The organism is Halopolyspora algeriensis, from assembly GCF_003337235.1.
GTDB lineage: Bacteria > Actinomycetota > Actinomycetes > Mycobacteriales > Pseudonocardiaceae > Haloactinomyces > Haloactinomyces algeriensis.
Genome location: NZ_QPJC01000026.1, coordinates 1 through 14,224 on the forward strand (window position 1 = coordinate 1; position 14,224 = coordinate 14,224).

Sequence of the window (14,224 nt, forward strand, 5' to 3'; positions counted from 1 at the left end):
CAGGGCCGGGCGCTGGTGTCGCGCCCGGCCCTGTGACCTGCGGAGGATACGGGATTCGAACCCGTGAAGGGGGATGCCCTTACACGATTTCCAATCGTGCGCCTTAGGCCGCTCGGCCAATCCTCCGCGAACGAGTGTACGTGACGGTCACCGATCGATCGCCACGGGGGCGTTCCCGGCACCATCCGGGTGGGGACCACCGCTGCACCCCCTGCTTTGGGTGCAGCGGCGGGGATCGTTACACTGAACGTGGACCCCGTGCGGCGTCCAACCTGTGAACTCCCCCAGGGCCGGAAGGCAGCAAGGGTAAGCGGGCTCTGGCGGGTGCACGGGGTCCCCTTCTTTCCCGCCGCCTCCGTCGGCCGCGGGCTCCACCTGCCTTTGTCGTGATGTCCGGGGTACCACGTAAAGTCCCTGGCGTGACGCTCGCCCTGTATCGCAAGTACCGGCCGGCGACCTTCGGTGAGGTCGTCGGCCAGGAGCACGTCACCGAACCGCTGCGGACGGCGCTGGCCTCCGGCCGCATCAACCATGCCTACCTGTTCTCCGGCCCGCGTGGTTGCGGCAAGACCTCCAGCGCGCGGATCCTCGCGAGATCGCTGAACTGCCTGCACGGCCCGACGGACGAGCCCTGCGGGGAGTGCGACTCGTGCGTGGCGCTGGCGCCCGAAGGACCGGGCAGCGTCGACGTCATCGAACTCGACGCGGCCAGCCACGGTGGCGTCGACGACACGCGTGAGCTGCGCGACCGTGCCGTGTTCGCCCCGGCGCAGTCCCGGTACCGGATCTTCGTCATCGACGAGGCCCACATGGTCACCCCGCAGGGCTTCAACGCCCTGCTCAAGATCGTCGAAGAACCGCCGGAACACCTGGTTTTCGTGTTCGCCACCACAGAGCCGGACAAGGTGCTCACGACGATCCGGTCGCGCACGCATCACTACCCGTTCCGGTTGATGCCCCCGGGCACCATGCGCGAACTGCTCGAGCGCATCTGCGGCGAGGAGGGCGTGCGGGTCGAACCGGCCGTGTACCCGCTGGCGATCCGCGCGGGAGGTGGTTCGGCTCGGGACACCCTGAGCATCTTCGACCAGTTGCTGGCGGGTGCGGGCGCGGAGGGCATCACCTACGACCGCGCGGTCGCGTTGCTCGGCGTCACCGACGTCGCCCTGATCAACGACATGGTGGACGCACTCGCCGCAGGTGACGGTGCCGCCGTCTACGGGGCGGTGGACCGGCTGGTCGAGGCGGGGCACGATCCGCGCCGCTTCGCCTCCGACCTGCTCGATCGCCTGCGGGACCTGGTGCTGCTGCATGCGGTCCCCGATGCGGCGCAGCGCGGGCTCGTCGACAGCGGCGGTGACGACCTCACCACCATGCAGAGCCAGAGTGACCGGCTCGGTGCGGCGACGCTGTCCCGGTTCGCCGAGATCGTGCACAACGGCCTGTCCCAGATGCGCGGTGCGACGGCGCCGCGCTTGCTGCTGGAGCTGATGTGCGCGCGGATGTTGCTTCCCACCGTCTCCGAGGAGGAGACCGCGCTGCTGCAGCGCCTGGAGCGCGTCGAGCGGCGGATGAGCATCGCACCGCCGGAAAGCGGTCCCGCGGAGGAAACCGCGGGGAGTGCGACATCGCAGGGGGACGCTTCGGAGCCGGAGAGGCCTGCGGAGGAGCCCGACGGTTCGCCGCAGCGGCGCGTGTTCCGGCGACCACACGAACGGGCCGAACAGCAGCGGCAGGAGCAGGGGGCCGCTACGTCCTCCGCCTCCTCGGCGCAGGCCCCCTCTCCGGCACGTACGCAGCGCGAGCCGGAGGCCACCGAGCGGGTGCGACCGGACCAGGGCTCCACTGCGGCGCGACAGCAACCCGCTCGAGCCGAGCAGGCCGAACCCGCCGAAGACCGGACGGACTCCGGAAGTTCCGGAGCCGGTGGGTGGGACGCCGCCGCGGTGCGGCGGGTGTGGACGGAATTGCTCCGCGCCGTCGCCGAACGCAACAGGCCGACACAGGCACTGCTGCTCAACGCCACCGTGCAGGATCTGCGGGACGGCGCTCTCGTGCTGTCCATGCCGACCACCGGGCTGCTGAAGCAGTTCGCCCAGCCACATCGGATCGAGTTCGTGCGCGATGCGATGCGAGCCGTCCTCGGCGGTGAATGGCAGGTGCAGTGCGTGGAGGCCGGGGCCGCCCCGGCGCAGCAGGGCGGGCAGCCCACGGGCAGCAGGGAGGGCAGTGCCCCGGCGCAGGCAGGGCCGCCCCGGGAGTCGCCACACGGATCGTCCCAGGGGGATTCGGGATCTCGGCAGCCGCGGCAGCAGGAGTCCCGGAACGGGCGGGCCACTTCGACCGGGGGCGTTCGGGAGCACCGGAATCCGGAGGAAGACCGGCCCGCGCACCCGGTGGCCCGCTCCACGAGCGAGCACGACAGCATCCCCCTGCCCCCGGAACCTCCGGACGAGGAGCCGCCACCGGAGGACGGCCCCGAGCCGCAGGCACCCGTGCAGGAGCAGGGTGGCGGTGCGCAGGATGCGGAGGCGATGCCCGCCGGTGCCGCGTCGCGACCGTCCGCCACTCCACCGCCTGCTGCGGATGCGGATCCCGCCGGTCCCGATCCCGGTACCGCGGGGGCCGACACGGGGACTTCGGGGGCCGCGGAAGCCTCCCACCTCGATCCGCAGGAGGTGGCCGTCGAACTCCTCGCCAGTGAACTCGGCGCTCGCAGAATCGAGGAAACCTGAACGGCGTTTCGTCCCCCGGGCATCGCCCCGCCGTGCGGAATGTCCGACTACGCTGGGAGGGGAAGTTCTCGAACCGATGCGTCGCCGTCTGCGGGAATCCCTGTGCGGATGACCCGACGGATCAACCGACTCAGCAATCAGCCAGTGGACCACGGAGTCCCGAGAGGAGCCACGGTGCAACCGGGTGACCAGCAGCCGAACATGCAAGAGATCATGAAGCAGGCGCAGGAGATGCAGCAGCAGCTCATGACCGCGCAGGAGGAGCTTGCCAAGGCCGAGGTGACCGGCAACGCCGGCGGCGGTCTGGTCACGGCGGTCGTGACGGGCTCGGGTGAGTTGCAGTCCATGTCGATCGACCCGAAGGCCGTCGATCCGAACGACACCGAGACGCTGGCGGACATGGTGGTCGCGGCCGTTCGGGACGCCAACCGGGCAGCGCAGGAACTGCAGGCCGAGAAGATGGGCCCGGTCACCGGTGCGCTCGGCGGCGGCCAGGGCGGCCCGGACATGGGCGGACTCGGCCTGCCCGGCCTGTGACGGGCGGTCTCACGTGTACGAGGGGCCTGTTCAGGATCTGATCGACGAGCTCGGTCGCCTGCCGGGTATCGGACCGAAAAGCGCGCAACGCATCGCCTTTCACTTGCTGGCGGCCGAGCCCGCGGATGTGGATCGGTTGCAGGAGACGCTGCAGAAGGTCAAGGAAGGCGTGGTGTTCTGCGAGATCTGCGGCAACGTCTCGGAGCAGGCGACCTGCCGGATCTGCCAGGACACCCGCCGGGACCCGAAGCTGGTGTGCGTGGTCGAGGAGCCGAAGGACGTGCTCGCCGTCGAGCGCACCCGCGAGTTCCGGGGCCGCTACCACGTGCTCGGGGGTGCGCTGGATCCGCTCTCCGGTGTCGGCCCGGACCAGCTGCGGATTCGCGACCTGGTCACCCGGATCGGTACCGACGGGGTGACCGAGGTGATCATCGCCACCGACCCGAACACCGAGGGGGAGGCCACGGCGACGTATCTGGTGCGGCTGCTGCAGGACTTCCCCGGCCTGAGTGTCACGCGCCTGGCCTCGGGTCTGCCGATGGGCGGTGATCTCGAGTTCGCCGACGAGCTCACCCTCGGGCGTGCCCTGTCCGGTCGCCGCAGCGTGTGACGTGGCCACCGCGGGCGCGAGCCGGTTCACCGAGGTCGGCGAGCGTGTCCTGACGGCTCCGCCGAGACTGGGCGCGGTTCGACTGGTTGCCGTCGACGGCCCCTCGGGCTCGGGCAAGTCCACCGTGGCCGATGCGCTGGTGGCCGAGCTTGCGGGCCGCGGAACGGATGTCCGCCTGGTGCGCACCGACGACTTCGCCACCTGGGACGCACCGGTGCAGTGGTGGCCGCGACTCGTCGAGGGAGTGCTCGACCCGCTGAGCCGAGGGGAGCGCGGGCGCTACCGGCGTGTGGAGTGGCCGCGGGGCGAACCGGTCGCGGGCGCGACGGTCGATGTCGAAGTGCCGGAAGTGCTGCTCGTCGAGGGAGTGTCCGCGGCTCGCCGGTCGATTGCCGAACTGCTCTCGCTGGCGGTCTGGGTGGAGTTCGCCGACGAGTCGCAACGTCTGGAACGGGCTGTCACCCGAGAGGGCGAAGCGTCGAGGCCGCATCTGCGCCGCTGGCAGGAGTTCGAGCGGGAGTGGTTCGGTACCGACGGCACGCGTTCACGTGCCGATGTTGTGCTCGAAGGAGTCGGAAAATGCAAAATATCCGGCCATGAGGAGTAACGCGCAAAGATTTCCCGATCCGGGGCCGCCGTTCAGGGCAATCATGTAGCAGAATCGTAATCTCACGGGCTCCACTTATGCCGCGCGGCAGGTTACTCTCTGCGTCACTTTGCGATGTTCGAAACACCGAGGTGCGTGATGAGAAGAGCCCGCCCGACGGGGTACCGGTTACCAAATGTGCGACGCCGTGTTGCGACCGCAGGGGTGGCGTGCATGCTCACGGCCTCACTGGCGGCCTGCGCGGCCTCCGAACGGGACAGCGCAGCCGGCGGCAACGACGGAACGATGGTCTTCGGCGCGGCGGGTGCGCCCGCCCTGTTCGACCCGTTCTACGCCTCCGACGGTGAGACGTTCCGGGTCACACGCCAGATGATGGAAGGACTGGTCGGTTACAAGCCGGGCACGGCCGAGGTGCAGCCGGAGCTGGCCACCGGCTGGGAGCAGTCGGAGGACGGCACGACCTGGACCTTCCAGCTGCGCGAGGGTGTGAAGTTCCACGACGGAACGCCCTTCAACGCCGAGGCGGTCTGCGCGAACTTCGAGCGCTGGTACAACCAGACCGGCGCCGGGCAGAACTCGGCGCTGTCGTACTACTGGATCGAGACCTTCGGCGGCTTCGCCGATGACGACAAGCCCTCGCTGTACGAGTCGTGCGAGGCGCCGGATCCCACCACCGCGGTGATCAACCTGGCCCGCCCGACCTCGAAGTTCCCGGACGCGCTGGGGCTGGACTCGTTCAGCATGCAGTCGCCGACGGCGATGGAGAAGTACCAGGCCAACAATGTCCGGGCACAGGGCAGCAGCTTCGTGTACTCGGAGTACGCCAAGAAGCACCCGACCGGCACCGGCCCGTTCAAGTTCGAGTCCTACAACGAGGGCAACGGCACCATCACGCTCACCCGCAACGAGAACTACTGGGGTGAGAAGGCGAAACTGAGCCGGCTGATCTTCAAGATCATCCCCGATGAGAACGTGCGCAAGGAAGAGCTGCTCGCAGGAAGTATCGACGGCTACGACTTCCCGAACCCGGCCGATCTGCAGTCGCTGAGCGATGCGGGCTTCAACGTCCAGGTCCGTGATCCCTTCAACATCATGTACCTGGGCATCACCCAGAAGAACAATCCGGCGTTGCGCGACCTGAAGGTGCGCAAGGCGCTGGCCTACGCGGTCGACCGGAAGAACCTGGTGCAGGCGAACCTGCCCGAGGGAGCCGAAGTCGCCACCCAGTTCTACCCGGACACTGTGGACGGCTATGCCAAGGACGTGCAGAAGTACTCCCACAACCCGGAGAAGGCCAAGCAGCTGCTCGCCGAGGCCGGCCACTCGGACCTGACGCTGCGGTTCTACTGGCCGACCCAGGTAACCCGTCCCTACATGCCCGACCCGCGCGGCATCTTCAACGCGATCGCCGGGGACCTGCGGGCCGTGGGGATCACGGTGGAGCCGGTCAGCAAGCCGTGGAACGGTGGCTACCTGGACGACGTCAACAATGCCCGGGCCGATCTGTTCCTGCTGGGCTGGACCGGGGACTACAACTCGCCGGACAACTTCATCGGCACGTTCTTCGGCAGTACCGAGAACCAGTTCTACACCGCGGCGGCCCCGTGGGGTGAGGATCTCGCCAAGCAGTTGCAGGCCGCCGACCGGGAACCCGATCCGGCCAAGCGCGAGGCGATGTACGCCGAGATCAACCGCAAGCTGATGGCGCAGTACCTGCCCGCGGTGCCGCTGTCGCACTCGCCGCCGGCGATCGTGACCAGCAAGCAGGTCAAGGGTCTGCAGCCGTCGCCGCTGACCGCCGAGGAGTTCGCCTCGGTGAGCATGTCGGAGGAGTAGGTCCGAGGGTTGCCGGCGCGGATCGAGCTTCGATCCGCGCCGCAACCGTGGGGTGGGGCCTCCATGATGCCGGGGGTCCCGCAGCCGGGGCGGCGTCTGTGAGGTTCCGTCACTCGCGCCCCTGGTAAGCCCGCCCCGTGCTTTCCATCCATCGGAGGTCTTTTGCTTCGCTACACGGTCCGACGCCTGGGCCAGCTCGTGATCGTGGTCGCCGTGCTGTCGATCCTGCTGTTCGCCTGGCTGCGCTCCCTGCCGGGAGGCCCCGTGTCGGCGCTGCTGGGCAACAGGGCCACCCCCGAGTCCCGCGCGGCGCTGATACAGCAGTTGGGTCTGGACCAGCCGCTGTACGTGCAGTACTGGAAATTCCTGCAGCGGGCGGTTTCCGGGAATTTCGGGGTCTCCACCGGAGTCCAGCCCGGCACGCCGGCCCTGGAGGTGTTCCTGCAGCGGATGCCCGCCACCCTGGAACTGTCGGCGCTGGCGCTGCTGCTGGCCGTCGCGGCCGGGATCCCGTTGGGGTATTTCGCCGCGCGCCGGCGTGGTAGCTGGCTGGACAACGTGAGCATCACCTGGTCCCTGGTGGGCGTGGCGGTGCCGGTGTTCTTCCTCGCGTTCCTGCTCAAGTACGTGTTCGCCCTCGAACTCGGGGCGCTTCCCGTCTCGGGGCGGCACGAGGCGGGCATCAACGCCACCGAGGTGACCGGGTTCTACATCCTCGACGGGCTCCTGACCCGGGAGTGGGATGCCGCGTGGGATGCCTTCCTGCACCTGATCCTGCCTGCGATCGCGCTGTCGACCATTCCCTTCTCCGTGATCTTCCGGATCACCCGGGCCGCCGTGCTCGACGTGACCGAGGAGGACTACGTGCGCACCGCGCATTCGAAGGGGCTGACGGAACGGGTGATCCGCGCGCGTCACATCCTGCGCAACGCGCTGCTGCCGGTGGTCACGATCATCGGTCTGCAGACCGGTGCACTGCTGTCCGGAGCGGTGCTCACCGAGCAGGTGTTCAACCTCCCCGGCCTGGGGCAGGCGCTGTCCCTGGGCTTCCAGCGCCAGGATTTCGCGGTGCTGCAGGTGGTGATCATCGCTTCCGCGATGGTCTACGTGCTGGTCAACCTCATCGTCGACCTCGCCTACGCGGCGATCGACCCGAGACTGCGGACCCGGTGAGAGGTCGAGGATGCTTCCGAGTACTCAACGCAAGCAACGCATCGACGAACTCGCGGAGACGGGTCCCGGCCCCGATGCCGGAGTCAGTCTCGCGGCCTCGGCGTGGCGGCGGCTGCGGCGCAACCCCGTGTTCCTCGTCGGCGCGTCGATCATCGGTGCGTTCGTTCTGCTGGCACTGAGCTCGCCGCTGCTGGCGCAGCACGACCCGGCGCTACGCCTGCTGGAGGACCAGGTTTCGCGGGCGCAGAACGAGATCCCCCCGCCGCAGCCGGGCTTCCCGCTGGGCGGCGACCAGTACGGCCGCCCGTTCCTGTCGCGGCTGCTGCTGGGTTCGCAGCAGACGCTGCTGGTGGCGGTGATGGCCACGGTGATCGGCCTGGGCGGGGGACTGACGCTGGGCATCCTGGCCGGGGCGTTCGGTGGCTGGGTCGACACGCTCGTGATGCGTGTGGTCGACGTGATGCTGTCGGTGCCCTCGCTGCTGCTGGCGGTGTCCATCGGGGCGCTGTTCGCGCAGCAGACCCAGTTCACCGTCATCCTCGCGGTGGCCATCGTGCAGGTCCCGATCTTCGGGCGGTTGCTGCGCGGCAGCATGCTCGCCCAGCGCGCCAGCGACCACGTGTTGGCCGCGCGTGCGCTGGGAGTGAAGGAACGCTCGGTGGTTTTCCGGCACATGCTGCCCAACGCGCTGGGCCCGGTCGTCGTGCAGTCCACTCTGTCGTTGGCGGTGGCGATCATCGACGCCGCCGCGCTGTCGTTCCTCGGTCTGGGATCGGGCGACACCTCGGTACCGGAGTGGGGCCAGATGCTCGGCTCCGCGCAGAACTTCTTCGACTCGCATCCGCAGCTGGCGTTCTGGCCGGCGGGCTGCATCATCCTGGTGGCACTGGGATTCACGCTCGTCGGTGAGTCGCTGCGGGACGCCCTCGACCCCAAGAACCGGCGGTGATGGACGATGGCACTGTTGGAAGTCCGCGACCTGTCGGTCTCCTTCGCCCGCAAGGGCGAACCCACGGTGACGGCCGTGGACGGCATTTCCTTCGACGTTCAGCCCGGCCGCACGGTCGGGCTGGTCGGCGAGTCCGGATGCGGCAAGTCCGTGACCTCGCTGGCGATCATGGGCCTGCTGCCGAGACGTGGAACCGAGGTGTCGGGTTCGGTGCTGTTCGAAGGCACCGACCTGCTGGGGCTGTCGCAGCGGGACATCGAGCAGCGGCGCGGCCGGGACCTGGGCATGGTGTTCCAGGACCCGCTGAGTTCGCTGAACCCGGTGGTTCCCATCGGGCTGCAGGTCGCGGAGGTGATCGAACGGCACCGCGGGGTGCCGCGCCGCGCCGCGATGTCCCAGGCGCGGGAACTGCTCGACAGGGTGGGCATCCCGGACCCGGACAGGCGGCTGAAGGAGTACTCGCACCAGCTTTCCGGAGGGATGCGCCAGCGTGCCCTCATCGCGATGGCCCTGGCCTGCCGACCTCGACTGCTCATCGCCGATGAACCGACCACGGCGCTGGATGTGACCATCCAGGCGCAGATCCTCGATCTGCTGACCACGCTGGTCGCCGACACCGGCACCGCACTGATCATGATCACGCACGATCTGGGTGTGGTCGCGGGGATGTGCGACGAGGTCAACGTGTTGTACGCGGGGCGGGTCGTGGAGCGTGCCGAGCGGCACGAACTGTTCGCCGCACCGCGGCATCCCTACACGGCCGGGCTGATGGCCTCGGTCCCCCGGCTGGATTCCTCGGGGGAGCAGCGGCTGTCACCGATCAGTGGTTCGGTCGCCGACAACATTCCGTGGGAGCAGGGGTGCGCGTTCTGCCCGCGCTGCTCGAACGCGTTGCAGCTGTGCGGGCAGGCCACCCCGGAAGTCGAACACACCGGTGACGGGAGGCTGCTGCGGTGCCACAACCCGGTGGGCGAGGCGACCCCGATCAGCGTGGAGGGTCCATGATGACTGTGGACAGCGTGGTGTCCGACGACCGAACCCTGATCGATGTGGACGGTCTCGAGGTACACTTCCCGATCAAGCGCGGCATCGTGGTCGACCGCACCGTCGGCTACGTGTATGCGGTCGACGGGGTGTCGGTGCGAGTTCACCGCGGCGAGACCTACGGGCTCGTCGGGGAGTCCGGTTGCGGAAAGTCCACGCTGGGCAAAGCGCTGCTCCGGCTGGAGCAGCCGACCGCGGGCTCCATCGTCTTCGACGGCACGGACCTGGCCGAGCTCAAGGGCGAACCGCTGCGGCGGATGCGCCGCCGGATGCAGATGGTGTTCCAGGACTCGCTGTCCTCGCTGGACCCTCGTCAGTCGGTCGAGTCGCTGCTGGTGGAGGGGCTGCGCGCGCACGGCCTCGACCACGGTCGGGAGGCGACCGCAACGCGGCTGCAGGAGTTGCTCTCGGCGGTGGGGCTGCCCGCCTCGGCGCTGCGCAAGTACCCGCACGAGTTCTCCGGGGGGCAGCGCCAGCGGATCGGAATCGCACGGGCACTGGCGGTCGATCCCGACCTGGTGGTGGCCGATGAGCCGGTGTCCGCGCTCGACGTCTCGGTCCAGGCGCAGGTGCTGAACCTGCTGACCGACCTGCAGGACGAGTTCGGCCTGACCTACCTGGTGATCGCGCACGATCTCGCCGTGGTGCGCCACATCGCCGACCGGATTGGGGTGATGTACCTGGGCGGACTGGTCGAGGAGACCGGGGCGGACTCGCTGTACGCCGAGCCCTTGCACCCCTACACGCGCGCGTTGCTGTCGGCGGTGCCGGTGCCCGAGCCGGAGGTGGAGGACCGGCGCGAGCAGATCCTGCTGTCCGGGGACCTGCCCTCGCCCGCGGAACCACCCACCGGGTGCCGCTTCCACACCCGTTGTCCCTGGCGGCAGCCGCAGCGGTGCGACTCCGAGCGGCCGGAGTTGCGCGAGGTAGCACCCGGACACCGGGTGGCCTGCCACTACGCCGAGGACATCCGGGACGGCCTGATCGGCCCCTGAGTGGCCGCGCGGATTGGGGTCGGCTGACCGGCTGTGTGCGCAAGCGGCGTCAGCCGCTTCCTTGCCACGTATGCAGCCGGCACTGCCGCGGGTTCTCGCCGCACAGCCTCGCGAGGACAGTGCCGACGTGATGTAGGTGGCTACCTGATGTCGGGGCTCCCGGAGCGAGGCGCAGCCGGAGGTTCCGCCACCCGCACTCCTACGCAAACCAATCCGCGGACCCTTCAAGGTGAGTGAGCGGAACTTTTGCCCGCTCTGTGCGAGTGAAAGTTCCGTTCACCTCTCGTGTCGCCTGTTGCAGTGCCGCGTGTTGCAGCGCTGCCGAGCAGTACGCCTGCCACGACGACGACGCCGGCGGCGATCTCGACCACATCCGGTCGTTCGTCCAGCACCAGCCACGCGGCGGTGAACCCGACCACGGGAACCAGCAGGGAAAAGGGAGCGACCATCCCCGCGGGATTGCGCCGCATCAGAGCCGTCCAGATCCCGGCGGCCAGGACCGTGGCGACCAGCACGATGTAGGCGAGCCCGGCGAGTGCGAGCAGGCCCTGCGTCGACGTGAAGGCGCCGACCAGGGCCCGCCAGCCGGTCGACGGTCCCTCCAGCAGCGCGGACAGCGTGAACAGCGGCAGCGGCGGCACGACGGACATCCACAGCGTCAGGTGCAGCGGATTCGACGGTTCCGCCCTGCGGTTGCACAGGTTGCCGAATGCCCACCCCAGCGCGCCGCACAGGGTCAGCAGGACGGGCAGCAGCGCTGCGGTCTGCGACCGGTGCCAGCCGATCACGGCCATGCCGAGCACCGCCATGGAGATCCCGCACGCCTGGATCGGTGTGATCCGCTCCCGAAGCAGCATCCCGCCGAGCAGCACCGTGAACGGCGCCGACGCCTGCAGCACCAGGGAGGCCAGCCCGGTCGGCATGCCCACGTCGATGGCCACGAACAGGAACGCGAACTGCAGCGTGCCGAAGCCGAGGCCGTAGCCGATCAGCCACTTCCACGCCACCTGCGGCCACGGCACGAACAGCATCGCGGGCACGGCGACCACGGCGTAACGCAGCGCGCTGAGGAACAGCGGCGGAAAGTGCTGCAGACCGAAGTCGATGGCGATGAAGTTGACGCCCCACATGGCGGCCACCGACACGGCGAGCAGGCGATCGCGGGTATTCACGCGCTCAAGCCTGCGTGCACGGTCTGTGAAGGACAAGCGCCGATTCTTTCAGCTCTTGTGTAATATTCCTTCATGGATATTCGGCGCCTGCGTATCCTGCGGGAACTGGCCGATCGAGGGACCGTCATCGCTGTGGCCAGGGCGCTGTCCTACACGCCCTCGGCCGTGTCGCAGCAGGTTCGTGCTCTGCAGGCCGAGGTCGGGGTGGCACTGACCGAACCGGCCGGGCGAGGGCTGCGGCTCACCGATGCCGGACGGATGCTGGCAAGCCGCGCTGACGAGGTTCTCGCGGCGCTCGACCGTGCGGAAGCGGAACTGGACAGTTACCGCTCGATTCCCCGGGGCAGTGTGCGGGTGGCTCTGTTTCCGTCCGGCGCGCTGCTGTTGCTTCCCCGGTTGCTGCGGAGGCTGGAGGGCCAGGACCTGATCCGGGTCGAGTACCGCGATGTCGACATGACTCCCTCGGAAGTGCCCGGCCTGACCGCCGACTTCGACATCGTGGTGACGCACCGGGACGATCACGCGGCACCGTTCGACCAGAGCCGAGTGGACAGCCTGACACTGCTGCGCGAGCCCCTGGACATCGCGCTGCCCGTCGGGCATCCGCTGGCCGAGCAGGATCCGGTCGACCTGGCCGAACTCGCCGGGGAGCGCTGGATCAGTCCCGACGTCGGGTTCCCGGTCGACGACGTGCTGCGCTCCCTGGCTGTGCGCACCGGGGTCCGTCCGGTGGTGGTGCAGCGGATCAACGACTTCCGGATCACCGAGTCTCTGGTGGCACACGGTCACGGCACAGCGCTGCTACCGAGATACACGGTGGACAACCCGGGAGTGGTGCTGCGGCCACTCGCGGGTGTTCTCGCGGGTCGCCATGTGGAGGCCGTCACCCGGCGAGGGGCAGCCGAGCGGCCCGCGGTCCGGGTGGTGCTCGACGCGCTCGTGGCCGAAGCCGGCGCGGTGACCCGGTGACGACCGTCCGGACCGCTGTGGCCACGGCCGCTGCCGCGGTGGTCGGGGGCCGTCAGCGCGTGGGTTCGACGTGTGCTGTGGCCTTGTTCAGCAGATCGGCGATGTCGTCGACTTCGCCCGGCTCGAAGACCGGCGGGCGGCCGGCAGCCACTGCGCCGGAGCTGCCGGTGGCCGTGGCCGGAAACCTCGACCGGCCGTGGTGCTGTGTCCGAGGGGGGTCCTCCTCGCCCGGGGCCGTGTGCGGCACCGGCCGGAGAGGCTGGTCGGTTCCTGCTTCCGCGTGGTCGCGTTTCGGCCACATGGTCACGTCATCACTTCCGTTCGACCTCGGCGATGTTGTGGCGAACCGGCTCTTACTGAATCGTCCGCAGGGCTCGGTGGCAACCGCTGTCGACCGAACGAGTGGTGGCCGGGCGCGCGGTGGCCGACTTTCGGGTCGGGGAGATCATGCCTTCGGCAGCTGTGGTGTCGCGGCGCAACATCGGGCGTCTGCTCGCGCTATCTTTCCGGGAGGAAGTGGCAGCGGAGCTTCGGGGAGGGGTACAGACCATGCAGCCGATCCTGGTCACAGGCGCGACGGGCACGCTCGGGCGGGCCGTGACGAGTCGCCTGCTCGCATCCGGCACCGAGGTTCGCGCGCTCAGCCGCCGTACCCAGCCCGCATCGCAGTCGGTCGAGTGGGCCGTGGCCGATCTGTCCGAACCCCCGCAGGCATCGGGCGACCTGGACGAGGTCGTGCGCGGGACGTCGGCGATCGTGCACTGCGCGAGCAATCCCCTTTCGCGCGGGGAGGACATCGAGGCCGCGCTCAACCTGATCGAAGCCGCGCGCCGCACCGGGGCACCGCACCTGATCTACATCTCGATCGTCGGCGTGGACCGGGTACCGCTCGGTTACTACCGCACCAAGTGGACGGTCGAACGCATCCTCGAGAATTCGGACGTCCCGTCCACGATCCTGCGTGCCACCCAGTTCCACGATCTCGTCCTGGCCGCGATGCGCAACCTCGCGCGGCCGCCCGTGATGGCCGTGCCCGCCAGGATCGGTTGCCAGCCGGTCGATGCCGACGATGTCGCCGAGCGCCTCGCCCGGATCGCACTGGGTGAGCCGGCCGGTCGGGTACCGGACCTGGGTGGTCCGCAGATCCTGACGACCGAGGAACTGGCACGTCTGTACCTGCGTGCGAGCGGCAAGCGGCGCCGGGTGCTGCCGGTGCCCGTGCCGGGAAAGGTGTCCCGCGGTTACCGCGAGGGTGGCCACCTCGCGCCCGAGCACGCGCACGGCCGGATCACCTTCGAGCAGTTCCTCGCCGGACGCCTCGCATAGCCGTGCGGTGACGCGTGCGGGGACGTGGGGTCGGGACGACAGTTCCGGTCCGGTGTCTCGGCCGAGGGCTCGGGCGGTGGCAGGCACCGCTGTCCGCTCAGCGGCCTTGTTCTTCGTGGGGCAGGGCGCCGAGTACGGGTGGGGCGACGCGGTGCATGTCGTTGGTGAACACGTCGTCGGTCTCGACCAGCCAGGTCGGGCGCTCGTGCTCCTGTTCGGCACCGTCGCCCCGCTGCTGCCCGCCGCCGGCGGCCACCGGCGCCCCGCGCAC

General features: G+C 69.2%; 13 protein-coding genes, 1 tRNA gene and 1 other RNA gene. 12 read left to right on the forward strand and 3 right to left on the reverse strand.

The features are described from left to right. Positions 1-40: 40 nt before the first annotated feature. Positions 41-126, reverse strand: a tRNA-Ser gene (locus DFQ14_RS21375). Positions 127-248: 122 nt separating this feature from the next. Here DFQ14_RS21375 and ffs point away from each other — a divergent pair. The 10 genes from ffs (at position 249) to DFQ14_RS21425 (ending at position 10,486) form a co-directional block, all read left to right on the forward strand. Continuing rightward, an RNA gene (gene ffs, locus DFQ14_RS21380) (signal recognition particle sRNA small type) lies at positions 249-343 on the forward strand. A 76-nt stretch (positions 344-419) separates the two neighbouring features. Then, positions 420-2,735 carry a DNA polymerase III subunit gamma and tau gene (locus DFQ14_RS21385; RefSeq protein ID WP_114455140.1) on the forward strand — a complete coding sequence of 772 codons (2,316 nt, stop codon included), beginning with the start codon at positions 420-422 and terminating at the stop codon, positions 2,733-2,735. Positions 2,736-2,936: 201 nt separating this feature from the next. After that, positions 2,937-3,272, forward strand: a complete 336-nt coding sequence (locus tag DFQ14_RS21390; protein ID WP_114455150.1) for a YbaB/EbfC family nucleoid-associated protein — start codon at positions 2,937-2,939, stop codon at positions 3,270-3,272. 13 nt (positions 3,273-3,285) lie between these two features. Beyond that, the gene (gene recR, locus DFQ14_RS21395) at positions 3,286-3,882 is read left to right on the forward strand and encodes a recombination mediator RecR (RefSeq protein WP_114455141.1); all 597 of its coding nucleotides are present in this window, start codon (positions 3,286-3,288) and stop codon (positions 3,880-3,882) included. A gap of 1 nt (position 3,883) precedes the next feature. Next, entirely contained in the window at positions 3,884-4,489 is a 606-nt protein-coding gene (locus DFQ14_RS21400) for a uridine kinase family protein (RefSeq protein ID WP_420810214.1), read from the forward strand. Between the two features lie 213 nt (positions 4,490-4,702). After that, the gene (locus tag DFQ14_RS21405; RefSeq protein WP_246195841.1) at positions 4,703-6,325 is read left to right on the forward strand and encodes an ABC transporter substrate-binding protein; all 1,623 of its coding nucleotides are present in this window, start codon (positions 4,703-4,705) and stop codon (positions 6,323-6,325) included. 162 nt (positions 6,326-6,487) lie between these two features. Then, positions 6,488-7,498: an ABC transporter permease gene (locus DFQ14_RS21410; protein WP_114455143.1), complete on the forward strand. Its 1,011-nt coding sequence runs from the start codon at positions 6,488-6,490 to the stop codon at positions 7,496-7,498. A 10-nt stretch (positions 7,499-7,508) separates the two neighbouring features. Further along, positions 7,509-8,447: an ABC transporter permease gene (locus DFQ14_RS21415; RefSeq protein WP_114455144.1), complete on the forward strand. Its 939-nt coding sequence runs from the start codon at positions 7,509-7,511 to the stop codon at positions 8,445-8,447. A gap of 6 nt (positions 8,448-8,453) precedes the next feature. Then, positions 8,454-9,452 carry an ABC transporter ATP-binding protein gene (locus DFQ14_RS21420; RefSeq protein ID WP_114455145.1) on the forward strand — a complete coding sequence of 333 codons (999 nt, stop codon included), beginning with the start codon at positions 8,454-8,456 and terminating at the stop codon, positions 9,450-9,452. Further along, positions 9,452-10,486: an ABC transporter ATP-binding protein gene (locus tag DFQ14_RS21425; protein WP_420810215.1), complete on the forward strand. Its 1,035-nt coding sequence runs from the start codon at positions 9,452-9,454 to the stop codon at positions 10,484-10,486. Before DFQ14_RS21420 ends, DFQ14_RS21425 begins: the two co-directional genes overlap by 1 nt. Positions 10,487-10,710: 224 nt before the next feature. Here the strand turns inward: DFQ14_RS21425 and DFQ14_RS21430 are convergent, their stop codons facing one another. Then, positions 10,711-11,658 (reverse strand): EamA family transporter, encoded by a 948-nt coding sequence (locus DFQ14_RS21430; protein WP_114455147.1) that lies wholly within the window; start codon positions 11,656-11,658, stop codon positions 10,711-10,713. A gap of 72 nt (positions 11,659-11,730) precedes the next feature. Here DFQ14_RS21430 and DFQ14_RS21435 point away from each other — a divergent pair, with 72 nt between their 5' ends. Further along, positions 11,731-12,627: a LysR family transcriptional regulator gene (locus DFQ14_RS21435; RefSeq protein WP_114455148.1), complete on the forward strand. Its 897-nt coding sequence runs from the start codon at positions 11,731-11,733 to the stop codon at positions 12,625-12,627. 52 nt (positions 12,628-12,679) lie between these two features. On the opposite strand, the gene DFQ14_RS21440 is transcribed toward DFQ14_RS21435, so the two are convergent. Further along, on the reverse strand, positions 12,680-12,934 hold the full coding sequence (locus DFQ14_RS21440; protein ID WP_114455149.1) for a hypothetical protein: 255 nt from the start codon (positions 12,932-12,934) through the stop codon (positions 12,680-12,682). 242 nt (positions 12,935-13,176) lie between these two features. On the opposite strand from DFQ14_RS21440, the gene DFQ14_RS21445 reads away from it, so the two are divergent. Then, entirely contained in the window at positions 13,177-13,953 is a 777-nt protein-coding gene (locus DFQ14_RS21445; protein WP_114455152.1) for an SDR family oxidoreductase, read from the forward strand. The last annotated feature ends 271 nt before the right edge of the window (positions 13,954-14,224 follow it).

Coding starts and splice junctions, on each gene's coding strand:
- DFQ14_RS21390 (WP_114455150.1), top strand. CDS start 2,937: ATGCAAGAGATCATGAAGCAGGCGCAGGAGATGCAGCAGCAGCTCATG.
- DFQ14_RS21405 (WP_246195841.1), top strand. CDS start 4,703: ATGCTCACGGCCTCACTGGCGGCCTGCGCGGCCTCCGAACGGGACAGC.
- DFQ14_RS21415 (WP_114455144.1), top strand. CDS start 7,509: ATGCTTCCGAGTACTCAACGCAAGCAACGCATCGACGAACTCGCGGAG.
- DFQ14_RS21420 (WP_114455145.1), top strand. CDS start 8,454: ATGGCACTGTTGGAAGTCCGCGACCTGTCGGTCTCCTTCGCCCGCAAG.
- DFQ14_RS21425 (WP_420810215.1), top strand. CDS start 9,452: ATGACTGTGGACAGCGTGGTGTCCGACGACCGAACCCTGATCGATGTG.
- DFQ14_RS21435 (WP_114455148.1), top strand. CDS start 11,731: ATGGATATTCGGCGCCTGCGTATCCTGCGGGAACTGGCCGATCGAGGG.
- DFQ14_RS21445 (WP_114455152.1), top strand. CDS start 13,177: ATGCAGCCGATCCTGGTCACAGGCGCGACGGGCACGCTCGGGCGGGCC.